At 74.9% G+C, this 21361-nt stretch carries 21 protein-coding genes and 1 tRNA gene; 15 read left to right on the top strand and 7 right to left on the bottom strand.

Annotated elements, in window-relative coordinates; genetic code table 11:
* Window positions 1–919: ABC-F family ATP-binding cassette domain-containing protein (locus VER05_RS17060; RefSeq protein WP_324846510.1), on the bottom strand; the 919-nt coding region annotated here is incomplete at its 3' end.
* Window positions 920–1062: 143 nt separating this feature from the next.
* Here VER05_RS17060 and VER05_RS17055 point away from each other — a divergent pair.
* Genes VER05_RS17055 through VER05_RS17035 form a run of 5 tightly spaced genes read left to right on the top strand, consistent with a single transcriptional unit; the run spans window position 1063 to window position 6158 of the window.
* Window positions 1063–2106 (top strand): LacI family DNA-binding transcriptional regulator, encoded by a 1044-nt coding sequence (locus VER05_RS17055; protein WP_324846509.1) that lies wholly within the window; start codon window positions 1063–1065, stop codon window positions 2104–2106.
* Window positions 2103–3380: an extracellular solute-binding protein gene (locus VER05_RS17050; protein WP_324846508.1), complete on the top strand. Its 1278-nt coding sequence runs from the start codon at window positions 2103–2105 to the stop codon at window positions 3378–3380. Before VER05_RS17055 ends, VER05_RS17050 begins: the two co-directional genes overlap by 4 nt.
* A gap of 10 nt (window positions 3381–3390) precedes the next feature.
* Window positions 3391–4329: a sugar ABC transporter permease gene (locus VER05_RS17045; RefSeq protein WP_324846513.1), complete on the top strand. Its 939-nt coding sequence runs from the start codon at window positions 3391–3393 to the stop codon at window positions 4327–4329.
* 1 nt (window position 4330) lies between these two features.
* Window positions 4331–5167: a carbohydrate ABC transporter permease gene (locus VER05_RS17040; protein ID WP_324846507.1), complete on the top strand. Its 837-nt coding sequence runs from the start codon at window positions 4331–4333 to the stop codon at window positions 5165–5167.
* 4 nt (window positions 5168–5171) lie between these two features.
* Window positions 5172–6158: a glycoside hydrolase family 130 protein gene (locus VER05_RS17035; RefSeq protein ID WP_324846506.1), complete on the top strand. Its 987-nt coding sequence runs from the start codon at window positions 5172–5174 to the stop codon at window positions 6156–6158.
* Window positions 6159–6276: 118 nt separating this feature from the next.
* Here VER05_RS17035 and VER05_RS17030 read toward each other — a convergent pair whose 3' ends face one another.
* From VER05_RS17030 to VER05_RS17020, 3 genes are read right to left on the bottom strand one after another with little or no spacing between them, the layout of a single operon-like run.
* The gene (locus tag VER05_RS17030; protein WP_324846505.1) at window positions 6277–7830 is read right to left on the bottom strand and encodes a YfcC family protein; all 1554 of its coding nucleotides are present in this window, start codon (window positions 7828–7830) and stop codon (window positions 6277–6279) included.
* A complete protein-coding gene (locus VER05_RS17025) occupies window positions 7827–8756 on the bottom strand; it encodes an N-acetylglucosamine kinase (protein WP_324846504.1) in 930 nt (309 codons plus the stop codon). Before VER05_RS17025 ends, VER05_RS17030 begins: the two co-directional genes overlap by 4 nt.
* Window positions 8753–9784, bottom strand: a complete 1032-nt coding sequence (locus VER05_RS17020) for a hypothetical protein (RefSeq protein WP_324846503.1) — start codon at window positions 9782–9784, stop codon at window positions 8753–8755. The genes VER05_RS17025 and VER05_RS17020 overlap by 4 nt, the downstream gene beginning before the upstream one ends.
* 169 nt (window positions 9785–9953) lie before the next feature.
* On the opposite strand from VER05_RS17020, the gene VER05_RS17015 reads away from it, so the two are divergent.
* From VER05_RS17015 to VER05_RS16995, 5 genes are all read left to right on the top strand, one after another.
* A complete protein-coding gene (locus VER05_RS17015; RefSeq protein ID WP_324846502.1) occupies window positions 9954–11648 on the top strand; it encodes an ROK family transcriptional regulator in 1695 nt (564 codons plus the stop codon).
* Between the two features lie 4 nt (window positions 11649–11652).
* Window positions 11653–13026 (top strand): sensor histidine kinase, encoded by a 1374-nt coding sequence (locus tag VER05_RS17010; RefSeq protein ID WP_324846501.1) that lies wholly within the window; start codon window positions 11653–11655, stop codon window positions 13024–13026.
* On the top strand, window positions 13023–13781 hold the full coding sequence (locus VER05_RS17005) for a response regulator transcription factor (RefSeq protein WP_324846500.1): 759 nt from the start codon (window positions 13023–13025) through the stop codon (window positions 13779–13781). Before VER05_RS17010 ends, VER05_RS17005 begins: the two co-directional genes overlap by 4 nt.
* Window positions 13782–13915: 134 nt before the next feature.
* Window positions 13916–14854, top strand: a complete 939-nt coding sequence (locus VER05_RS17000) for an ATP-binding cassette domain-containing protein (protein ID WP_324846499.1) — start codon at window positions 13916–13918, stop codon at window positions 14852–14854.
* On the top strand, window positions 14851–16014 hold the full coding sequence (locus VER05_RS16995; protein ID WP_324846498.1) for an ABC transporter permease: 1164 nt from the start codon (window positions 14851–14853) through the stop codon (window positions 16012–16014). The genes VER05_RS17000 and VER05_RS16995 overlap by 4 nt, the downstream gene beginning before the upstream one ends.
* 143 nt (window positions 16015–16157) lie before the next feature.
* Here the strand turns inward: VER05_RS16995 and VER05_RS16990 are convergent, their stop codons facing one another.
* Both VER05_RS16990 and VER05_RS16985 read right to left on the bottom strand, forming a co-directional pair.
* The gene (locus tag VER05_RS16990) at window positions 16158–16685 is read right to left on the bottom strand and encodes a MarR family transcriptional regulator (RefSeq protein WP_324846497.1); all 528 of its coding nucleotides are present in this window, start codon (window positions 16683–16685) and stop codon (window positions 16158–16160) included.
* Window positions 16686–16695: 10 nt separating this feature from the next.
* Window positions 16696–17391, bottom strand: coding sequence for a TetR/AcrR family transcriptional regulator (locus VER05_RS16985; RefSeq protein WP_324846512.1), 696 nt, complete (start codon window positions 17389–17391; stop codon window positions 16696–16698).
* Between the two features lie 124 nt (window positions 17392–17515).
* Between VER05_RS16985 and VER05_RS16980 the strand changes: the two genes are divergently transcribed.
* The 3 genes from VER05_RS16980 (at window position 17516) to VER05_RS16970 (ending at window position 18260) form a co-directional block, all read left to right on the top strand.
* Window positions 17516–17785 carry a toxin HicA gene (locus VER05_RS16980; RefSeq protein ID WP_324846496.1) on the top strand — a complete coding sequence of 90 codons (270 nt, stop codon included), beginning with the start codon at window positions 17516–17518 and terminating at the stop codon, window positions 17783–17785.
* Complete coding sequence (locus tag VER05_RS16975; protein WP_324846495.1) at window positions 17782–18111, top strand: type II toxin-antitoxin system HicB family antitoxin; 330 nt, start codon at window positions 17782–17784, stop codon at window positions 18109–18111. The genes VER05_RS16980 and VER05_RS16975 overlap by 4 nt, the downstream gene beginning before the upstream one ends.
* Window positions 18112–18188: 77 nt before the next feature.
* A tRNA-Gln gene (locus VER05_RS16970) sits at window positions 18189–18260 on the top strand.
* Between the two features lie 11 nt (window positions 18261–18271).
* Here VER05_RS16970 and VER05_RS16965 read toward each other — a convergent pair.
* The gene (locus VER05_RS16965) at window positions 18272–18901 is read right to left on the bottom strand and encodes a zinc-binding dehydrogenase (protein WP_324846494.1); all 630 of its coding nucleotides are present in this window, start codon (window positions 18899–18901) and stop codon (window positions 18272–18274) included.
* Window positions 18902–19288: 387 nt separating this feature from the next.
* On the opposite strand from VER05_RS16965, the gene VER05_RS16960 reads away from it, so the two are divergent.
* Together VER05_RS16960 and VER05_RS16955 are read left to right on the top strand one after the other, a co-directional pair.
* On the top strand, window positions 19289–20599 hold the full coding sequence (locus tag VER05_RS16960) for a sensor histidine kinase (RefSeq protein ID WP_324846493.1): 1311 nt from the start codon (window positions 19289–19291) through the stop codon (window positions 20597–20599).
* Window positions 20596–21267, top strand: a complete 672-nt coding sequence (locus tag VER05_RS16955; RefSeq protein ID WP_324846492.1) for a response regulator transcription factor — start codon at window positions 20596–20598, stop codon at window positions 21265–21267. The genes VER05_RS16960 and VER05_RS16955 overlap by 4 nt, the downstream gene beginning before the upstream one ends.
* The last annotated feature ends 94 nt before the right edge of the window (window positions 21268–21361 follow it).

Genomic DNA, 21361 nt, shown 5'->3' with positions numbered 1-21361 from the left:
GGAGCCGCGCGACAGCGTGTCGCTGCAGCGCCTGGCCGTGTCGCGGTTGGGCAAGCAGGTCTACGAGCTCAAGGACGCCACCATCAAAGTCGGCGACCGTACGCTGCTCGACCGGCTCAGTTGGCACGTCGGCGATCAGGGCGTTGGCCGCGTCGATGCGGAACTTCGGCTTCGAGGTGCGCGCGGGCGGTCCACGGCGGAGCCAGGCGAGCTCCTTGCGGACCAGGTTCTGCCGCCGCTCCTCGGACGCGGCGGCCTGCCGCTGGCGCTCGGCCTTGGCGAGCACGAAGGCGGCGTACCCGCCGTCGTACGCGTCGACGACGCCGTCGTGCACTTCCCAGGTGCGGGTGGACACCGCGTCGAGGAACCAGCGGTCGTGGGTGACGACCAGCAGCCCGCCGGCGTTCGACGACCAGCGGCGGTTCAGGTGCCGGGCCAGCCAGGTGACCGCCTCGACGTCGAGGTGGTTGGTGGGCTCGTCGAGCATGAGCACGTCGTCGTCGCCGGCCAGCAGCGCGGCGAGCGCGACCCGCCGCCGCTGCCCGCCGGACAGGTCGCCGACGAGCTTGTCCCACGGCAGGTCGCCGACCAGCCCGGAGACGACGTCGCGGACCTTCGGGTCGCCGGCCCACTCGTGCTCGGCCCGGTCGCCGACGACCGCCTGCCCGACGGTGAGGCCCGGGTCCAGGGTGTCGGTCTGGTCGAGCACGCCGATCCGCACGCCGCCGCGGACCGTCACGCGCCCGGAGTCCGGGGTCAGCCGGCCGGCCAGCAGCGCGAGCAGCGAGGACTTGCCGTCGCCGTTGCGGCCGACGACGCCGACCCGGTCGCCCTCGTTGAGGCCCACGGTCACCGAGTCGAAGACGTTCTTGGTCGGGAAGGACAGGTGCAGCGCTTCGCCGCCGAGCAGGTGGGCCATCGGGCAAGCGTAGGGCGCACGGAGCGCCGGTCCCGCGCCGCGGCCGCTCCCGCACCCCCGCCCCGGCCCCGTCGTCAAACCGGTTGGCTCGATCGTCAAACCGCTTTTACGTTCGTCGGGACGTGCTGCACGAGGAGGTGAGCATGAGCCGACCGACGATCTCGGACGTCGCCCGGGCCGCCGGCGTGACCAAGGCGACGGTGTCCCACGCGTACAGCGGCCACCGGCCCATCTCGGCGGCGACGAAGGCCCGGGTGTTCGCGGCGGCCGAGGAGCTGCGCTGGGTGCCCAGCAGCAGCGCCCGCGCGCTCGCGGCCCGCCGGGCCAACGCGGTCGGCGTCGTGCTGCGCCGTGACCCGGCGATCCTCGCCTCCGACACGTTCTTCCCCGCGTTCATCGCGGGCGTCGAGCAGACGCTCGCGGAGCGCGAGGTCGCCCTGGTCCTGCAGGTGGTCGGCAGCCGCGGGGCGGAGGAGCGGGCCTACCAGGCGATGGCCGCGGGCCGGGCGGACGGCGTCATCGCCCTGGACCTGCACCGGGACGACTGGCGGGTGCCGTTCCTCGGCGGGCTCGGGCTGCCCGCCGTGCTGCTCGGCGCCTACGACGGCCCGACCCGGCTGTCCTGCGTCCGCACCGACGACGCCGCCCCGGTCGCCGAGCTCGTGGCGCACCTGCGCGCCCGCGGGCACACCCGGATCGCGCACGTGGCCGGCCCGCTCGGCTACGTGCACTCGTACGCCCGGGCCCGCGCGTTCGTGCAGGCCGTGGGCTCCCGCGAGCTGGTCCGCGAGGGCGACTTCACCGCGGGCAGCGGCCGGGCGCTCACGGCGGAGCTGCTCGCGCTGCGGGACCGGCCCACCGCGATCCTGTACGCGAACGACACGATGGCGATCGCCGGGATGTCGTACGCGCAGAGCCGCGGCGTCCGGGTCCCGCAGGAGCTCGCCGTCGCCGGGTTCGACGACGACCACCTGTCCGCGCACCTGAGCCCGCCGCTCACCAGCGTGTCCACCGACCCCGCCCGCCGCGGCCGGGTCGCCACCACCCGCCTGCTGGCCGACCTGGCCGGCGACGGGCCGCACTCCGTCACGGTCGACTGCACCGTCCTGCAGCTGCGCGGGAGCACCGACGCCCCCGCGCCGACGCACCACGCACCGCCCGAACCGCTCGAGGAGGAGCCCCGATGAGGTACATCCGCACCGCCGCGCTGCTGGGCGCCGTCGCGCTCGCCACCACCGCCTGCTCCGGAGGATCGGACGACGGCGGGTCCGGCGAGGCCACCGACGCCACCGGACCCATCACCGTCTGGCTGTCGAACAACGAGCAGGAGGTGGGCTGGGGCCAGGACGTCGTGGACGCCTGGAACGCCGACCACCCCGACGAGCAGGTCGAGGCCCAGGAGATCCCGGCCGGCGCGTCCTCCGAGGAGGCCATCACCGCGGCCATCACCGCCGGCACCGCGCCGTGCCTGGTCTACAACATCTCCAGCGCGGCCGTGCCCGGCTGGGTGCGGCAGGGCGGCCTGGTCGACCTGACGACGTTCGACGACGGCGCCGACTACATCTCCGCCCGCGGCGGCGACGGCGTGTCCGGCTACGAGACCGACGGCGGCTACTACCAGCTGCCGTGGAAGTCGAACCCCGTGATGGTCATGTACAACAAGGCGCTGTTCACCCAGGCCGGGCTCGACCCCGAGAACCCGGGCATGGCGACCTTCGACGACTTCCTGGCCGGCGCGCAGCAGATCGTCGACTCCGGGGCGGCCCCCAGCGCGATCTGGCCGTCGCCGACCAACGACTTCTACCAGCCGTGGTTCGACTTCTACCCGGTGTACCTGGCCGAGACCGACGGCACCGCGCTGGTCGAGGACGGGAAGGCCACCTTCGACGACGAGGAGGGCAAGGCCGTCGCCGACTTCTGGGCGTCGATCTACGCCGACGGCCTCGCGCCGCAGGAGGCCGCCACCGACGACGCCATGGTGTCCGGCCAGACCGCGATGCAGCTGGCCGGCCCGTGGGCCATCGCGTCCTACAAGGACAGCGTCGACGTCGGCTTCATGCCGGTGCCGACCTCCGACGGCCGCGAGGACGTGACGACGTTCGCGGACTCGAAGAACGTCTCGATGTTCACGTCCTGCGAGAACCAGGGCACGGCGTGGGAGTTCCTGAAGTACTCGACGAGCGAGGAGAGCGACGGCGCGCTGCTCGAGGCCACCGGCCAGATGCCGCTGCGCCAGGACCTCGCCGCCACGTACCCGGACTACTTCGCGGCGCACCCCGAGTACGAGGTGTTCGCCGACCAGGCCGCCCGCACCGGCGACGTGCCGAGCATCCCGAACTCGATCGAGGCGTGGCAGGCGTTCCGCGAGGCGTACACCTCGGCGGTGATCTTCCGGAGCACGTCCGTGGACGACTTCCTCAGCGCCGCGGCCGCCAAGATCGACGACCTGGTGCAGGGCTGACGTGTCCACGGTGACGGCGGGGGCGGGTGCGAGCACCGGACGCACCTCGCCCCCCGCGCCCCGGGGCCGCGGCCGGCGGCGGTGGTGGGGCGGGCAGCCGCTCGGCACGCTGTTCGCGGCGCCCTACCTGGTGTTCGTGCTCGTCGTGTTCGCCTACCCGCTCGGGTTCTCGGCGTACATGGCGTTCCACGACTACTTCTTCACGGCGCCGGGCGTGGACGTGCCGAAGCCGTTCGTCGGGCTCGACAACTTCCGCGAGGTGCTGACCGACCCGCAGGTGCTCGCCTCGTTCCGGAACACCGCGGTGTTCCTGGTGATCAACGTGCCGCTGACCGTCGCCCTGGCGCTCGTGCTGGCGTCGGCGCTGAACGCGGGCGTGCGGTGGGCGGCGGCCTACCGGGTGGCGTACTACGTGCCGTACCTGACGGCGTCGGTATCCCTGGTCGGCGTGTGGATGCTGCTGTTCTCGTCGAACGGCCTGGTCAACGCGGTCCTCGGCCCGCTGGCGCCGGACCCGTCCTGGCTCGCCAACAAGGCCCTCGCGATGCCGACGATCGCCCTGTACGTCACGTGGAAGCAGCTCGGGTTCTACGTGCTGCTCTACCTCGCGGCGTTGCAGAACGTGCCGCGCGAGCTGTACGAGTCGGCCGAGACCGACGGGGCCGGCGGGGTGCAGCGGTTCCTCAACGTGACGGTGCCCGGCGTCCGGGCGGCGACGACGCTGGTGCTCGTCCTGGCGATCATCACCGGCACCAACCTGTTCACGGAGCCGTACCTGCTCACCGGCGGCGGCGGCCCCGACGGGGCGTCCGTGACGCCCGTGCTGCTCATCTACCAGCGCGGCATCCAGCAGCAGAACCCCGACGTCGCGGCGGCCATCGGCATGGTCCTCGTCGTCGTGGTCGGGCTGCTGTCCCTGGCCGCGCAGCGACTGAACCGGGAGCGGTGACATGGGACGACGACGTGGCGGCGCCGTGGCGCGCCAGGTGCTCCTGGCGGCGGCCGCGCTGGTGTTCGCCTTCCCCTTCTACTTCATGGTGGTCGGCGCGTTCCAGGAGAGCCCGACCAACACCCCCGACCGGCTCGTGCCGACCTCCGGGTGGACCACGCAGAACTTCGCGCAGATCGACGCGCGGATCGACCTGGCGGGGTCGCTGGTCAACTCGCTGGTGTTCACGGCGGGGGTGTTGCTCGGCACCGTGGTGCTCGGCACGCTCGCGGGCTACGCGGTGGCACGGCTGCAGTTCCCCGGCCGGCGGCTGACCTGGGTTCTCATGCTCCTGGTGCAGATGGTGCCGTTCCAGCTGCTGATGATCCCGCTGTACGTGCAGATCACCCGCGGCTACGGCCTCGGGGACACCTACCTCGGGATGATCCTGCCGTTCGCGATCAACACCACGGCGGTGTTCATCTTCGCCCAGTTCTTCCGGGCGCTGCCGCGGGAGATGTTCGAGGCGGCCCGGATCGACGGCGCGGGCGAGCTGCGCATCCTCCGGTCCATCGCGCTGCCGCTGGTCAGGCCGGCGCTGGCGACGGTGGTGCTGGTGACGTTCATCGGGCCGTGGAACGAGTTCCTGTGGCCGTTCCTCATCACCAAGGACGCGTCGCTGCAGCCGCTCGCCGTGTCCCTGGCGAACTACATCTCCAACGTGTCGCAGACCGCGGCCAACCCCAACGGCGCGATCCTGGCCGGCGCCTGCGCGCTCGCGTTCCCGGTCGTCGCCCTGTTCTGCGTGTTCCAGCGGTATTTCCGCACCACCGACCTCGGCTCCGCCGTGAAGGGCTGACCCCATGACCGCGACCACCCTGTTCACCGGCGCGACGTTCCCGCTCGGCCCGTTCGTGCCCTACGAGGGCAACCCGATCCTCCGGCCCCGCGGCGGGTCGTGGGAGTCGGCCAACCTGTACAACCCGGCGGCGCTGGTCGTCGACGACGAGGTGCTGCTGCTGTACCGCGCGCACGCCGACGACATCGTGTCCCACATCGGCCTGGCCCGGAGCCGCGACGGGTACCACTTCGAGCGCGAGGACGAGCCGATCCTGTCCCCGCAGGAGGACTACGAGGAGTTCGGCTGCGAGGACCCGCGCATCGCCGTCGTCGACGGCACGTACTACCTGACCTACACCGGCTGGGACCGGAAGGCCGCGCGGCTGTGCCTCGCCACGTCGACCGACCTGCGCACCTGGACCCGGCACGGGCCGCTGTTCCCGGACTTCGACACGTTCGCCACCGTCGACCCGCGCGGGCACGAGTGGTCGAAGGCCGGGGTGATCGTGCCGGTGCGGATGCAGGGCCGGTGGTGGATGTACTTCGGCGAGGGCGGCCTCTACTGGGCCACCAGCGACGACCTGGTCCACTGGACCCCCGGCACGCCCGACACCGAGCCGATGTACGCGCCGACGCCCGGGTCGTTCGACGCCGACCTCGTGGAGATCGGCACCTCGCCGGTGCTCACCGACAACGGGCTGCTGGTGATGCTCACCAACGGCGCCACCCGCACGGTGCACGACGACGGCAGCGTCGACGTCGACTACCGGTGCGGCCAGATCGCGATCGACCCCGACGAGCCGACCCGGGTGCTGGCCCGCCTCCAGGAGCCGTGGCTCCGGCCGCAGACCTTCGAGGACCTCAACGGCCTGGTGTCCAACGTGACGTTCGTGGAGGGGCTCGTGCGGTTCCACGGGAAGTGGTTCGCGTACTACGGGCAGTCCGACACGACGCTCGCGGTGGCCGTGCACGACCCCGCCCGGCCGTGGGGCGCCTCGCTCCGCGGCTGACCCGGGTGCGCGGACGTCGGGTGGTGGCCTCGGGCTCGACGCGCTGCGCGTCCGGCCCGGGGCCGGTGCCGGCCGTCGGGGCGCTGGCGCGCACCTCACGACGACCGGCACCCGTCGCTCAGAGCAGCGCCGCGAGCATCAGCGTCGCGAACGAGCCGACCACGAGCACGGCCAGCAGCGGCAGCACCCACCGCACGTACCGGCCGTACGGCACCTTCGCGAGCGACAGGCCGCCCATCACGATCGCCGAGGTCGGCGTCACGAGCGCCACCGTGCCGACCGCGCACTGGAACGCGGTCACCACGAGGTCGCGCCCCACGCCCGCGAAGTCGGCCAGTGGTGCGAGCACGGGCATCGCGAGCGTCGCGAGCCCGGAGGAGCTCGGCACGAGGAACGACATCGGCACGTTCACGAGGTAGACGAGGACGCCGAACGCCCCACCCCCGGCACCGGAGACCAGACCTTCCAGCGCGTGCAGCACGGTGTCGGTGATCAGGGCGTTGTGCATGACGACCGTGATCCCGCGGGCCAGGACGATGACGAGCGCGGCGCCGAGGAACTCCGAGGCCCCCGCGAGCACGGACCCGACGAGCGCCTCGCCGCGCATGCGGCCGACCAGGCCGATCACGACCGCCATCACCAGGAACAGCGCGGTCAGCTCGGGGAAGTACCAGTCCAGCTGCCAGCCGTACGACGCCGCGCCGGGGCCGTGCACGACCTGCGCCCAGGGCACGAGGGCGAACACCATGAACGCGAACGTCGCCGCGAACAGGGTGATCACGACCTTCTGGCGGCCGGACATCACCAGCGAACCCGTGTCCACTCCCGCCGCCAGCTCGGCGTCCTCCGCGCTGATCCCGACCACCGAGCGGGAGGGGTCGCGGCGGACGCGCACGGAGTAGCGCACGACGTAGGCGATGGCGAGACCGCCGAACACCACCAGCAGCAGCGCGCGCAGGCCGATCCCCTGGCCGATCGGGATGCCCGCCGCGTCGGAGGCCGCGCCGGTCATGAACGGGTTCACCGTCGACGCCATGTTGCCGACGACGGACCCGACGAGGACCACGCCGACGGCGGTCATGCGGTCGAAGCCGAGGCTGAGCAGCAGCGGGATGAGGATGGCGTAGAAGCCGAGCGTCTCCTCGCCGAGGCCGAACGTGGACCCGCCCAGCGTGATGAGCACCATGAGGGCGACGATCACCGCCGCGCCGCGGTCCCGGAACCGCGCCGCGACGCGGCCGATGCCGGCATCGACCGCGCCGGTCCGGGTCGTGGTCACGATGAAGGCGCCGATCGCGAGCACGAAGAGGAACACGCCGGCGGCGCCGGTGAGGCTGCCGGACTCGTACGGGCCGACGAACCCGGACCCGGGGTCCTCGACGCCGTAGAGCCCGTTCACGGGGGCCTGGAACAGGTCCAGCACCCGGTCGCCGAACGAGGCGTCGACCTCCACGTGGTGGTACGAGCCGGGCACCGGCGCCCCGTCGACCAGGTCGTACTGGCCGGCCGGGACCACGAACCCGAGCGCCCAGACGACCGCGGTCAGGGCGACGAGGATCGCGTAGGTGTTGGGCAGAGCGAACCGGCGGCGCCGGCGGCCGGCCGGCGCCGGGTCCGGCGCGCCGGCGACGTGCGCGGCCTCGGTGGCCGGGGAGGGGGACGGCTGCGTCATCGCAGGGCCTTTCTCGGGGAGGGGACGGTGCGGTCGAGCGCGGTGCGCGCGAGGGCGAGCGCGCCGAGCACGGGAGGGGCGTCGAGCAGGTCGACGGGGAGGGCGAGGTCGCGGCGGTCCAGCCCGGCACGGAGCGCGTCCCGCAGCGCGGGCTGGGCGACGACCACGCCGCCGGCGGCGACGACGCGGGTCGGGCGTGCGCCGCGGGTGACGACCCGGTGCACCAGGTCGGCCAGCGCGTCTCCGGCGTCCGCGACGAGCCGCTCGCCGACGGCGGACCCGTCGGCAGCGGCCTCGAAGACGAGTGCGGCGTGCGCGCTCCACGCGGCCGGGTCCTCGGTCACGAGCCGGCCGGGCAGGTCGAGCGGGTGCCCGACCGCGAGCGCGCGGCACAGCCGCCCGGGGAGCGGGTCGGGGCTGTCGTCCTCGACGGCGCGCAGCGATGCCCGCACCGCCTCCCGCACGATCCCGGCGGCGCCGCCCTCGTCCCCGACGACCCAGCCCCAGCCGCCCGCGTGCACCCGCGCGCCGGTGGGGGTGCGGCCGACCGCGACCGAGCCGGTGCCGGCGATCAGGCCCACCGCGTCCGGGGATCCGGCCGCCGGGGCGACCAGCTCGGCGTCGTTCACCACCACGCACACGACGCCGGGCAGCCGGCGCTGGAGGTGGCTGCGCAGCTCCTCGCTCTCCTCCTCGAGGTCGCAGCCGTGGGCGCCGACCGCGACCGCGGCCAGGCCCGCCGGGTCCAGGGGGGCGACGAGCGCGGTCAGCCGCTCGGCGAGCAGCTCGGCCTTCACCTCGAAGGACGTGCCGCGCCAGCCTGCGGTGGGGGCCGTGGTGTCCGCCGCCTCGGCGCCGTCGGCCGTCTCCACCCGCACCCGGGTCTTCGTCCCGCCGACGTCGATGCCGGCCACGAGCCGGGTCATCGGTCCGCGCCGTCGGTCGTCCCGGGAGCCACCTTCGTGTCGACCCGGGCGAGCGCTCCGGCGTCCACGTCGCTGCCGAGGGCGGACCCGAGGTCGAGCGCGAGCATCTGCAGGACCGCCACCTCGGTGACCACGGCGGCGAGCGGCGGCAGGGCGGGCAGCCGCACCGTGGCGACGCCGGCGGGAGCCGCCACGTCCTCGTCGGTGAGCAGGAGCACCGGGACGTCGTACGTGGCCAGCTGGGAGCCCAGCTCGGCCTCCCGGACGCCGCCGATCAGCACGTGCGCGGTGCGACCGACCGCGTCGGTCATGCCGTGCAGGTAGGTGCGCGTCGTGGTGCCGAGGGCGGGCACCTTGGGCCCCTCCCGGAGCAGCAGCGCGCCCTGCTCGGCGGCGCCGGCGCTCGCGGCCCGGCCGACGACGTCGACGCATCCACGCTCCGCCGCGCGTCCGGCGAACGCGGCGACGGTGCGGGCCGTGGCCGCGTCGTCGAGCACGTCGTGCAGCGCGGCGGGCAGCCCGGACCAGACCTCGGACGCGGCGCCGTGCACCCGGTGCTCGACGAGCATGCCGAGCGCCACCGCGGTCGCGGCCACCGCCACCGACGACATGCCGGAGTCCACCAGGCCCCCGAGCCAGAGCAGGTCGTCGGCCGCGTCCGCCAGGGGGGACCCCGGCTGGTTGACCACCGCGATGCTGCGGGACGCGCGGGCGGCCGCCTCCAGCGTCTCGGGGCTGCGACCCGACTGGGAGACCGCGACCGTGAGGTCCGCCAGCTCGGGTGCGCCCGGCGGCAGGTCGTCGCCGGCCGACCGCGTCGCCCGGACGCCACCCCGGCGCAGCTCGAGCACCGGAGCGGCGAGGACGGCGTGCGAGGCGCCGATCCCCGCGAGCAGGACGCCGGACCGCCGGGGCAGCGGCCGGCGCTCGGTGAGCCAGCCGGCGGTCCGGGCGACCGTGGCCAGGACGGCGTCCGGCTGGGCCCGGACTCCGTCGCGGAACGGGATGAGGACTTCGTGCGGCGTCATCGCTGGTCGCACCTCTCGACTTCGTTAGGTAACTGGCCTTACGAGCCGAGACCGTAGGATCGGCGGACCCGGACGCCCCTGTGCGGTCAAGATCCGCGGCCACGGTCAAGGACGCGACGACGGATCGGCGGGGTCGGTGCGCCGCGAACATTGACCGGGGCGTCACAACTTGACCGAGGAGCAGATGGTGCAGCGGGACTGGGCTGACGTGGTGCTGGCCGGCGAGGCCGATCCGGCCGTGCTGACCCGGGCGGTGCGGCGCGGCACCCTGGTGAGGCTGGCGCGCGGGGTGTACTCGGGCCGCACCGCGCAGGACCCGGAGGACGTCGCCCGCGCCTGCTGGTTGCGGGTGGTCGCCGCGGTGCTGCCGGGCGCCACGGTCGTCGGGCCCGCCGCGGAGCTGCTCGCGCGCCGGGCCGCAGCGGGCCTGCCCGTCGAGCCGCTCCCGGCGGAGATCGCCGTGCTCGACGTGCTGCACGACCGGCGCACCACGCTGCGGCTGCCGGGGGTGGTCGTGCGGTCCGCGCCGGGCCCGCGCCCCGGCCGCACGCTGGCCCTGCCCCGCGGGATCGCCGTCGAGCGGGTCGCCGGGGCCGCGGAGCCGGCGACGGGGACCGGCCAGCGGTCCGGTGCGCCACGGACCGCCCCGGTGCAGGCTGCCGGGCCGCTGCCCCGGCTCTCGGCCGCCGCCCAGGCGGTCGGCCTGGAGCTCGTCCGCGGGGGGCCTGCCACCCGGCCCGAGCTCAGTGCCCGCCTCGGGCTGTCGAAGCCGACCGTCTCCGTCGCGGTCGCCGAGCTCGAGCGTGCCGGCCTCGCCCTGCAGAGGACCTCGCGTTCGGGAGCGACGGGGCGGTCCGCGGCGGTCTACGCGGTGGCGCCGAACGCCGGCTGGACGCTCGGGATCGACCTCGGCAACGCCCAGGTCCGGCTGGCGGCCCGGGGCATCGCCGGTGACCGGCTCGGCGAGCGGCGCGCGACGCTCCGGCAGGCCGGATCCGTCGACCGGCTGCTGGAGGTGACGGCGCACGCGCTGGCCGAGCTGCGGGCGGGACTCGTGGCGGCCGGCCCGCTGCTCGCTGTGGCGGTCGCGCTGCCCAAGCCGGTGCGCGCGGACCACCGGCTCACCGGCCGCGAGGGGCCGTCGCTGGGCGGTCTGGCGCCTGAGGAGCTGCTCGCCCGCCTCGGGGTGCCTGCCGGGGTGCCGGTGCTCGCGGAGAACAACGTGAACTGCGCGGTGCTGGCGGAGACCGGGCACGGCGTGGCCGCCGGCCGTCAGGACGTGGTCTTCGTCCAGGTGGGTGAGCGCATCGGTGCCGGGGTGGTGGTCGGCGGCGTCCTGGTGCACGGGGCTCGCGGCGGCGCCGGGGAGGTCGCCGACCTGCCCTTCCCGTGGGCCGACGACCGCGCACCGCAGGAGCTCGGTGCCGAGCGCCACGTCGGTGCCGCCGCCCTCGTGGCCCGCCTGCCGGGCCGTCCGGCGGCCGGCGACCTGCGGGCGCAGGTCGACGCGCTGCTGGCCCGCGCCGAGGCCGGGGACGCCGTGGCCGTCGCCGCGGTCCGCGACCACGCCCGGGAGGTGGCGCGGGTGGTCACCGCCCTGGTGGCCGTGCTCGACCCGGAGGTGGTGGTCCTCGGCGGCCCCGTGGGGGAGCACCCCCTGGTGGTGCGCTGGGTCCGCGCCGAGCTGGCCGGGCTGTCCGGCCACACCGAGGTGGTGCCGAGCGCTCTGGGCGGCGCGGCCACGGTCGAGGGTGCCGCCGCGCTGGCGGCGCGGCACCTGGTCGGAGAGCTGTTCCCAGCGTCGCGCCGCGCGTCCGGGAACCGGGAGCCGGGGCTGACGGACGGGTCCGTCCCGTTACGGTAGGCCGGTGCTCCGCCCCGACAGCGACCCCGCTGCCCCCGACGACGTCACCGACCCCGCCGCGCCGGTCGGTCCCGCGGCCGGCGGGCTCGCGGACCCCGACGCCCCGGGCTGGCGGAGGCCGCCGATCACCGCGGAGCAGCGCCGGTACGACGTCCTGCTGGCCGCGGGCCTGCTGATCGGCGGCATTCTCAGCCTGGCGCTCGGGCGCACGGCGGGCATGTACGACGAGCCCGCCGAGGGCTGGGTCGCCGTGCTGTGCGTGCTCGCGGTGACCGCGCCGCTCGCGTGGCGCCGGCAGCGCCCGGCGGTCGTGGCGGTCGTCGTGGCGGCGGCGTTCGTGCTGATGGGCGAGCTCCGGGTCCCCGAGACGCTGTTCGGCAACATCGCGCTGTTCATGGCGCTCTACACGGTCGGCGCCTGGGACCGGAACCGCGTGCGGGCGTTCTGGGTGCGGGCGGGGATCGTCGTCGCGATGTTCGTCTGGCTGCTGATCGCGATGTTCCAGGCGGTCACCGACCCCGAGGGCATCGAGGGCTTCTCCAACGCGGGCGCGTTCTCCCCGCTGGTGGCGTACCTGCTGATCCAGCTGCTCACCAACATCCTGTACTTCGCGGGCTCCTGGTGGTTCGGCGAGCACGCCTGGAACGCCGCGCGCGAGCGCGCCCGCACGGCGTACCGCGGGCGGCTGCTGGTCGGCGAGCGCCGCCGGGTCGAGGAGCAGGCCGTCGCCATCGAGCGGCTGCGGCTGGCCCGGGAGCTGCACGACGCGGTCGCGCACCACGTGTCGATGATGGGCGTGCAGGCCGCCGCGGCGCGGATGGTCCAGGAGTCCGACCCGCAGCAGGCCGCCGCCGCGCTGGAGCAGGTCGAGGACAGCGCCCGCGAGGCCGTCGACGAGCTGCACGGGCTGCTCAGCACGCTGCGCGAGTCCGGGACCGAGGCGCACGCCGCCTCCGCGGTCGGCTCGCTGTCCGTCGAGCGGCTGCCCGAGCTGGTGCAGCAGGCCGCGGACACCGGGCTGGCCGCGGAGTACCAGGTGGTCGGCGACCCCGTGCGGGTGCCGCCGCTCACCTCGCTCAACCTGTACCGGATCTGCCAGGAGGCGCTGACCAACGTGCGCAAGCACGCGGGGACCGGCGCCCGGGTGGACGTCCGGCTGCGGTACGAGCCCGACGCGGTCGAGCTCGAGGTCACCGACGACGGCACCGGCGCGCGACGGGTCGCGCGGCGCGGGACGTCCGGCGGGCTCGGCCTGGTCGGCATGCGGGAACGGGTCGCCGCCGACGGCGGCACGCTGGAGACCGGCGCGCGGGGGCGCGGCGGCTACCTGGTCCGGGCGCGGGTGCCGCTCGGGCCGCGGACGGGAGGGGCACGATGACCGGGGCCGACGCGGTGCGGTTCGACGACGCGACGGAGGGCGACGCCCCGGACCGGGGCTTCGGCCCGGACCGGCCGGTGCGCGTGGTGCTCGCGGACGACCAGGCGCTGCTGCGGGCCGGGCTCGCCACCATCCTCGGCGCGCAGCCGGACCTGGAGGTCGTCGGGCAGGCCGGCGACGGCGCCGAGGCGGTCGAGCTGGCGCGCGCGCTGCGCCCGGACGTCGTCTGCATGGACGTGCAGATGCCGGGCGTCGACGGGCTGGAGGCCACCCGCCGGATCACGGCGGACCCCGGCATCACGGCGGGCGTGCTCGTCCTGACCACGTTCAACCGGGACGACTACCTGCTGGAGTCGCTGCAGGCGGGCGCCGCCGGGTTCCTGCTGAAGAACTCCCGGCCCGAGCAGCTCGCGGACGCCGTGCGCGCCGTCGCCGCGGGGGACGCGCTGCTGTCGCCCGAGGTCACCCGCGCCGTCATCGCCCGCGCCGTCGTCGGCCAGGGCTCCACCTCCGGGGGGAGCCCCGCGGCCGCCGGGCGCGGCACCGGCGACCCCTCCGCCACGGGGCTGACCGAGCGCGAGCTCGAGGTGCTGCGGCTGGTCGCGCGCGGCCTGAGCAACGACGAGATCGCCGCCGAGCTCGTCCTGGGCCGCGCCACCGTCAAGACCCACGTGTCCAACGTGCTCACCAAGCTCGGCCTGCGGGACCGGGTGCAGGCCGTCGTCTACGCGTTCGAGAACGGGCTGACGGACTGACCCCCTCCGCCCCGGGACGGAGGCCCGGCCGCCCCGCAAGTTCCGCCCGGCGGCCGAGGTGCTCCGGCGGTGGCGCCTCCTAGCGTTGATCCCGGCGGACGACAGGTCCGCCACAGGTCAGGACGGGAGACGACATGCTGCAGCTCGACGGGATCCACCGGTCCTTCGGGGACCGGCTGGTGCTCGACGACGTCGGCTTCTCGGTGGAGCGGGGCAAGCTCACCGGGTTCGTCGGCGGGAACGGCGCCGGCAAGACGACGACGATGCGGATCATCCTCGGGGTGCTCACGCCGGACTCCGGCACCGTCACCTTCGACGGCAGCCCGCTGGGCGACGACCGCCGCCGGGCCTTCGGCTACATGCCCGAGGAGCGCGGCCTCTACCCGAAGATGCACGTGCTGGAGCAGATCACCTACCTCGCGCGGCTGCACGGCTACGAGCGCCGGACCGCGACGGAGAAGGCGCGCGACCTGCTCGAGAAGCTCGGCCTCGGCGAGCGGCTGAACGACCCGGTCGACGACCTGTCGCTCGGCAACCAGCAGCGCGCCCAGATCGCCGCCGCCCTGGTGCACGAGCCGGAGGTGCTGGTCCTCGACGAGCCGTTCTCCGGCCTCGACCCGATGGCCGTCGACCTGGTGCTCGGCGTCCTCCAGGAGTACGCGTCCCGCGGCGCGCCGGTGCTGTTCTCCTCGCACCAGCTCGACGTGGTCGAGCGGCTGTGCGACGACGTGGTCGTCATCGCCGGCGGCAGGATCCGCGCGGCGGGGGAGAAGGAGGCGCTCCGCGCCCAGCACGCCGCCCCGCGGTACGAGATCACCTCGGGCGGCGACATGGGCTGGCTGCGGACCGAGCCGGGCGTCCGGGTCGTCGAGTTCGACGGCGGCTACGCCCTGTTCGAGTCCGACGAGGCCGCCGCCCAGCGGGTCCTGCGCGCGGCGCTCGACGCCGCCCCCGTCCAGCAGTTCAGCCCGGTGCGCCCGCGGCTCGCGGAGATCTTCCGCGACATCGTCCGCGACGAGGAGCGTCACGACGACGAGCCCGCCACCACGAAGACGAAGGAGCCGGTCCGATGAGCGGGCGCACCCCGATGCTGTCGAACACCCCCTCGTCCGGCTCCGCGCCGGCAGCCAGGCCCGCCACCCCGAACACCGTGCAGGCGACGCTCATGGTCGCCGAGCGCGAGGTCACCACGCAGGTCCGCAGCAAGTCGTTCCTCATCTCGACCGCGGTGCTGCTCGTGCTCGTGCTGGGCGGCATCATCCTCACCTCCGTGCTGGGCGACCGGCTCGGCGGCGGGGACACGAAGGTCGCCGTCGTCCCCGAGACCGCCGCGGTGATCGAGGGCGTCGACGGGCTGGAGGCGGTCGACGCCGCCGACCCCGAGGCGGCGCGCGCGCTGGTGGAGTCCGAGGAGGTCTCCGCCGCGGTCCTGCCCGACGACGACTCGGACAACCTGCTCGGCGTCGTGGTGGTCGGCCTCGACTCCGCCCCGGACGGCGTCATCAGCGCGCTGGCGGTGACCCCGCCGGTCGAGCTGCTCGACGAGTCCGGCACCTCGGACGCGCTGCGGTACGTCGTGTCGTTCGTGTTCGGCATCGCGTTCTTCATGGCCGCCATGACGTTCGGCAGCACGATCGCGCAGAACACCGTGCAGGAGAAGCAGTCCCGGATCGTCGAGATCCTGCTGTCGACCGTCCCGCCCCGCGCGCTGCTCGCCGGCAAGATCCTCGGCAACACCGTGCTCGCGGTCGGCCAGATCGCCGCGATCGCCGCCGTGGCCGTCGTCGGCCTGGTCGTCACCGGGCAGGACGACCTGCTGGGCATGATCGGGGCGCCGGTCGCCTGGTTCGTGCTGTTCTTCCTCGTCGGGTTCGTGCTGCTGGCCGCGCTGTTCGCGTCCGCCGCGTCGCTCGTCTCCCGCGTCGAGGACACCGGCCCGGTGCTCACCCCGGTGATGATGCTCGTGATGATCCCGTACTTCGGCGTCATCTTCTTCAACGACAACGACCTGGTGCTGACGATCATGTCGTACGTGCCGTTCAGCGCCCCGGTCGGGATGCCGGTGCGGCTGTTCCTCGGCGAGGCGTCCTGGTGGGAGCCGCTGGTGTCCCTGGTGATCCTCGCGGGGACCGCGGTGCTCGTCACCGGCATCGGCGCCCGGATCTACGCCCGCTCGGTGCTCCGCACCGGCCGCCGCGTGAAGCTCTCGGAGGCCCTGACCAAGGCGGCCTGACCCCCGCCCGCACGACCGGCGCGCGCGGCACCCGCACGGGGTGCCGCGCGCGCCGTCGCGCACGCCCGGGTTCGGCGAGATGGCAGCTCTCGGCTGTGCGCGGGACCCGCGACGCAGCCGAGAGTTGCCATCTCGGCGGAGGGTCAGGGGGTGTCGAAGGGGGCGACCAGGGTGCGGAGCAGGTCCGCCAGGCGGTCGCGCTCCGCGGCCGGCAGCGAGGCCAGCAGGTCGCGCTCGATCTCCAGCAGCGTCGACATCGCGGCGTCGACGCGGGCGCGGCCCTCGTCGGTGAGGCTGACCAGCACCCCGCGGCGGTCGTCGGGGGAGGGCAGCCGCTCGACCAGCGCGCGGGACGCCAGCCGGTCGACGCGGTTCGTCATCGTCCCGCTGGTCACCAGCGTCTGCGTGAGCAGCGCGCCCGGGGACATCCGGTACGGCGCGCCGGCGCGGCGCAGCGCGGACAGCACGTCGAACTCCCACGGCTCCAGCCCGTGCCGGGCGAACGCCTGCCGCCGGGCGAGGTCGAGGTGCCGGGACAGCCGCGTGACGCGGGACAGCACGGACAGCGGCGCGACGTCGAGGTCGGGGCGCTCGCGCGCCCACGCCGCGACGATCCGGTCCACCTCGTCCCGGGGCGCGCCGGGCTGACCTTGTGGAACGGCTGCCGACATGCGGGCGAGGTTACTCGACGGGTGCCGCCGGGCCGGGCTCCGCGGGCGCGTCGCCGGGGGACGCGTCGTCCGGCTTCGGGCGGGGCTTCGCGGCGCGCTTCCGCGGCTCCGGGGCGGTCGTCAGCCGCGGGCGGCGCTCCAGGCCGGACAGCCCGTTCCACGCGAGGTTGACCAGCGCCGCGGCGACGTCCGCCTTCTTGGGGCTGCGCGCGTCCAGCCAGTGCTGGCCGGTGAGCGCCACCATGCCGACCAGCATCTGCGCGTAGATCGGCGCCGTGCGCGGGTCCAGGTGCTGCTTCTTGAACTGCGCGGCGAGCAGGTGCTCGACCTGCGTCGCCACGTCGCCGATCAGGCTGGAGAACGTGCCGGTCGCCTGCGCCACCGGCGAGTCGCGCACCAGGATCCGGAACCCGTCCTCGGAGTCCTCGATGTACCCGAGCAGCGCGAGCGCGGACCGCTCGACCATGACCTTGGGGTGGCCGCCCTCGTCGAGCGCCCCGGTGAGCGCGCCGGTCAGGGCCTGGATCTCCCGGTCGATGACGACCGCGTAGATGCCCTCCTTGCCGCCGAAGTGCTCGTAGACGACGGGCTTGGACACCTCGGCGCGGGCGGCGATCTCCTCGACCGACGTGCCCTCGAAGCCCTTCTCGGCGAACAGCCGGCGGCTCACGTCGAGCAGCTGCGCACGCCGCTGCGTCGCGGTCATGCGGGCGCGCGTCGTCCGTGGCGTGCGGCGGGGCTCGGCGGTCATCGGGCCATCCTCGCAGGCGCGGCGCCCGGGTGGGGGCGGTGGCGCCGGTGAGTAGTACCGTTATCGGTACTGTCGATCGATGGCCGGAGTGGAGAAGATCCTTGAGGAGATGCGCCGACGACCCGCCGGTGTGCGGTTCGTCGACCTCGCGCGGGTCTGCCGCCACTTCTTCGGCGAACCGCGGCAGCGGGGCACCTCGCACCAGGTGTTCGCGACGCCGTGGCGGGGTGACCCGCGCGTGAACATCCAGGACGACCACGGCAGGGCCAAGGCATACCAGGTGCGTCAGGTGCTGGCGGCAGTCGACAGGCTCGCGACCGAGGCGGGAGAGGAGCAGGGAGCGCGATGAGCACCTACGAGGACCACTACAGCTACCGCGTCGGATGGTCGCCCGAGGACGACGCCTACGTCGGCACCGTCGTCGAGTTCCCGTCGCTGTCGTGGCTCGACGCCGACCGCGCGCTGGCCTTCGGCGGGATCCAGCGCCTGGTCGAGGACGTGATCGCCGAGATGGTGGAGTCCGGGGAGGACCCACCCGCCGCGCTGGCCGACCGGGTGTACTCCGGGCGGTTCGTCGTCCGCATCCCGCCGGAGCTGCACCGGAGGCTCGCGATCGAGGCGGCGGAGCAGCAGGTGTCGCTGAACCGGCTCGCCTCGATGCGCCTCGCGGGCTGACGCGGCCCGGGAGCGCGTCCCGGGCTGGCAGACTGGCGGCCGACGCGGGGGAGCCGGCACGCCCGGCCCGCCCGCGGTCCGCCCTGGTGTAACGGCAGCACGCAGGCCTTTGGAGCCTTGAGGTCCGGGTTCGAATCCTGGGGGCGGAGCCGGCGTGTCGCTACCGTCCGGGCGTGATGGCGATCTTGCCGTGGACGTGCCGGCTCGTCTGGTGGGTCACCGCTTGCTGGAACTGCTCGAGGCCGTAGACCGCCGCGACCGGGACCCGAAGCCCGCCCTCGGAGATGAGCGCGAGCAGACGGTGCAGCGCGTCCGGTCGCGCGTCGGAGCCGTTGACCTGCACGACCCCGGCCGGCGGACCGTCAGCCTCGATGGTGACGACGCGGTGCCGCGGCACCCCCAGGCGGATCGCCGTCTCGGCGGTTTCCGTGCCGTGCAGGTCGGCGGCGGCAGCGACGGAGACGCCCATGGCGGCGATCTCGCCGTCGAGAGCAGGGCCGTAGGTCACGGGCCGCGCACCGAGCGATCGGATGTGGTCGGCAGAGGCCGCCGAACCCGTCCCGATCACCCCGACGCCGCCGCGGACGAGCAGCTGGGTCAGGATCGAACCGACTCCGCCGCCTGCGGCGCCGACGAGGACGGTCTCGCCGGGCTCCGCAGCCAAGGCGTCAGCGACGGCCGACGCGGTACGTCCGGCGATGTCCAGAGTCCCGGCCTCGAGGTCGGAGACACCAGCAGGTGTGCGGTGCAGGCTCGGATGGCGTTCGTCGACAGTGATCGACGTCGCCACGGCCCGGCCGCGGGCTCCACCGAAGACGCGATCTCCCACGCGCCATCGGCTCACCGACGGGCCGATCTCCGTGATCGTCCGCAGGGACGTCGATCACGAACGCTGCTGCGAGCGTGCTCGACTCGACGATCTGCCAGTCCACGGGGTTCAGGCCGGCGACGGTGACGCCGATCCGGACCTCAGAGCCCAGGAGGCGACGAGGTGCGACGGAGCGGAGGGCGAGGTCGGCGACGTCGCCGAACCGGTCGAGTACGACAGCAGAGTCCACGTCGTCCGCAGCGAGGCCGCTCGAGCGTCTACTCCTCCGCGGTCACCTCGTCGTGCAGCGGACTCCACCCCACCGCGCGCCCGTCGGGCGTCGACGACGCGCTCGGCCGCCGTGCGACGATGCCCGACGTGCCCGTGCCGCTGCCCGCGTCCGCCGCCGCCCCCGCCCTGGCGGCCGTCCGGCGCGGGGACGTCGTGGCGGCCGGCGTGACGCTCGCGCTCGGCGTGGCCGGGCTGCTCGCGCTCCCGGCGCTCGCCGCGATGGAGCCGGCCGAGCCGGTGCCGGTGCCGGCCGTGGGCGCCCTCGGGTGGTGGCTGGTCGTCGCGACGCTGGTGGTGCAGGCCGGCGCGGTCGCCGTCGCCCGGACCGCGCCCCGCGCCGCGCTGCTCGTCGTCGCGGCCGTCCCGCTCGGGGTCGCGCTCGCGGGCGGGGGCCCGGAGGTGAGCGCGTCCGGCCTGCTCACGCTGGCCGTGGTGGTCGCGGTGTACCGCGCCGCCGTCGCCGTGCCGCTCGCCCGGATCCGCCTGGCGCTCGCCGCCGGGGTGCTGCTGCTCGCGGTCGCCTCCGCGGTCGCGGGGGTGGACGCGGTCGACGCACCCGGCACACCGCTCGTCGCGCTCGCCGCGGCGGCGCAGGCGCTGGCCGTGGTGGCGCTCGGGCTGGTGCCGGCGCTGGTCGTGTCGTCGCGCCGGGCGGTCCGGGCGGCGCAGGAGGGGGAGCTCCGCGCCCTCGCCGGCGAGCAGGAGGCCCGGGTTCGGACGGCGCTGGCGGAGCAGCGGACCGCGATGGCCCGCGAGCTGCACGACCTCGCGGCGCACCACCTGTCCGGCATCGCGCTGATGGCGTCGGCGATCGACCGGCAGATCACCACGGACCCCGAGGCCGCGCGCCGCGGGGTGCGGGAGGTGCGGGAGCAGAGCCGTGTCGTGCTCGCGGACCTGCGCCGGCTGGTCGGGCTGCTGCGGGAGGACGACGGCGCGGAGACGTCGGCGCTGACGCTCGCGGCGGTGCCGGACCTGGTCGCGGCGGCGCCCGGCGCCCCCCGGGACGTGACGCTGGAGGTGCTGCGGGCCCCGGGGGCGGACGCGGCGCCGCTCGGCGCCGGCGTCGGGCCGCTCGCCCAGCTCGCCGGGTACCGGATCGTGCAGGAGTCGCTCGCGAACGTCCGGACGCACGCGACGGGCGCGGCCTGCCGGGTGACGGTCGACGACCGGGGTGCCGACTCGGTCGTGCTGACGGTGCGGAACGGGGTGCCCACCGGCGAGCCGCGGGCCGGCGACCCCGGGCACCCCGGGTACGGCCTGCGCGGGATGCGGGAGCGCGCCGAGCTCGTCGGCGCCGACCTGCGGCACGGCCCGACCCCCGACGGGGGCTGGGAGGTCCGGCTCGTGCTGCCGCGCGAGCCCCGAGCAGAGGAGGGCGCGCCGTGACCCGGGTGCTCATCGCCGACGACCAGCCCCTGGTGCGCGCCGGCCTGTCCGCGCTGCTCGCCGCCGAGCCCGACCTCGAGGTCGTGGGCGTCGCGGCGGACGGCGACGAGGCGGTCGCGCTCGCCCGCACCGCCGAGCCCGACGTGGCGGTCCTCGACATCCGGATGCCCGGCCGGGACGGGATCAGCGTCGCGCGGGAGCTGTGCGGGCCGGAGGCCGAGCGCCCGGTGCCGGTGCTGGTGCTGACGACGTTCGACCTCGACGACTACGTGTTCGGCGCGCTCGAGGCGGGCGCGTCGGGGTTCCTGCTCAAGGACGCCGAGCCGGAGGAGATCGTCCGGGCGGTGCGGCACGTCGCGGCGGGGCGGGGCACGCTCGACCAGGCGCTGACCCGCCGGGTGCTGCGCGAGTTCGCGGACCGCCGCCGGCTGCAGCCCGTGACGGTGCAGCGGGGGGCCGACGTGCTGACCGCCCGGGAGCAGGACATCCTCCGGCTGCTCGCGCAGGGCATGTCGAACGAGGAGATCGCCGCGGAGCTGGTGGTCGAGGTGTCGACGGTGAAGTCGCACCTCGCGCGGATGATGCCGAAGCTCGGGGTGCGGTCGCGGCTGCAGGCCGTCGTCTGGGCGTACCAGAACCGGGTGGTCACGGTCCCCGACGAGGGCTGACGCCGGGCGCGGTCCGCCGCGCGGCGGACCGGTTGCGTCGAAGGATGCAGGCCCGCCGGTTCCGTCGCAGGCGGCTGGAGGGCGAGGGGGCCGG

Origin of the sequence: Cellulomonas sp., assembly GCF_035634735.1 — a bacterium.
In the GTDB taxonomy this organism is placed as follows: domain Bacteria; phylum Actinomycetota; class Actinomycetes; order Actinomycetales; family Cellulomonadaceae; genus Cellulomonas.
The sequence above is the reverse complement of the archived record's forward strand: the minus strand, read 5'-3'. Positions and strand labels throughout refer to the sequence as shown.

Bases quoted from the DNA above. Each gene is read 5' to 3' on its own strand.
- VER05_RS17040 (WP_324846507.1), top strand. From the start codon at position 4,331: ATGGGACGACGACGTGGCGGCGCCGTGGCGCGCCAGGTGCTCCTGGCG.
- VER05_RS17020 (WP_324846503.1), bottom strand. From the start codon at position 9,784: ATGACGCCGCACGAAGTCCTCATCCCGTTCCGCGACGGAGTCCGGGCC.
- VER05_RS17030 (WP_324846505.1), bottom strand. From the start codon at position 7,830: ATGACGCAGCCGTCCCCCTCCCCGGCCACCGAGGCCGCGCACGTCGCC.
- VER05_RS17035 (WP_324846506.1), top strand. From the start codon at position 5,172: ATGACCGCGACCACCCTGTTCACCGGCGCGACGTTCCCGCTCGGCCCG.
- VER05_RS16975 (WP_324846495.1), top strand. From the start codon at position 17,782: ATGAGCACCTACGAGGACCACTACAGCTACCGCGTCGGATGGTCGCCC.
- VER05_RS16960 (WP_324846493.1), top strand. From the start codon at position 19,289: ATGCCCGACGTGCCCGTGCCGCTGCCCGCGTCCGCCGCCGCCCCCGCC.
- VER05_RS16985 (WP_324846512.1), bottom strand. From the start codon at position 17,391: ATGACCGCGACGCAGCGGCGTGCGCAGCTGCTCGACGTGAGCCGCCGG.
- VER05_RS16990 (WP_324846497.1), bottom strand. From the start codon at position 16,685: ATGTCGGCAGCCGTTCCACAAGGTCAGCCCGGCGCGCCCCGGGACGAG.
- VER05_RS16995 (WP_324846498.1), top strand. From the start codon at position 14,851: ATGAGCGGGCGCACCCCGATGCTGTCGAACACCCCCTCGTCCGGCTCC.
- VER05_RS17050 (WP_324846508.1), top strand. From the start codon at position 2,103: ATGAGGTACATCCGCACCGCCGCGCTGCTGGGCGCCGTCGCGCTCGCC.
- VER05_RS17000 (WP_324846499.1), top strand. From the start codon at position 13,916: ATGCTGCAGCTCGACGGGATCCACCGGTCCTTCGGGGACCGGCTGGTG.
- VER05_RS17025 (WP_324846504.1), bottom strand. From the start codon at position 8,756: ATGACCCGGCTCGTGGCCGGCATCGACGTCGGCGGGACGAAGACCCGG.
- VER05_RS17005 (WP_324846500.1), top strand. From the start codon at position 13,023: ATGACCGGGGCCGACGCGGTGCGGTTCGACGACGCGACGGAGGGCGAC.
- VER05_RS16980 (WP_324846496.1), top strand. From the start codon at position 17,516: ATGGCCGGAGTGGAGAAGATCCTTGAGGAGATGCGCCGACGACCCGCC.
- VER05_RS17055 (WP_324846509.1), top strand. From the start codon at position 1,063: ATGAGCCGACCGACGATCTCGGACGTCGCCCGGGCCGCCGGCGTGACC.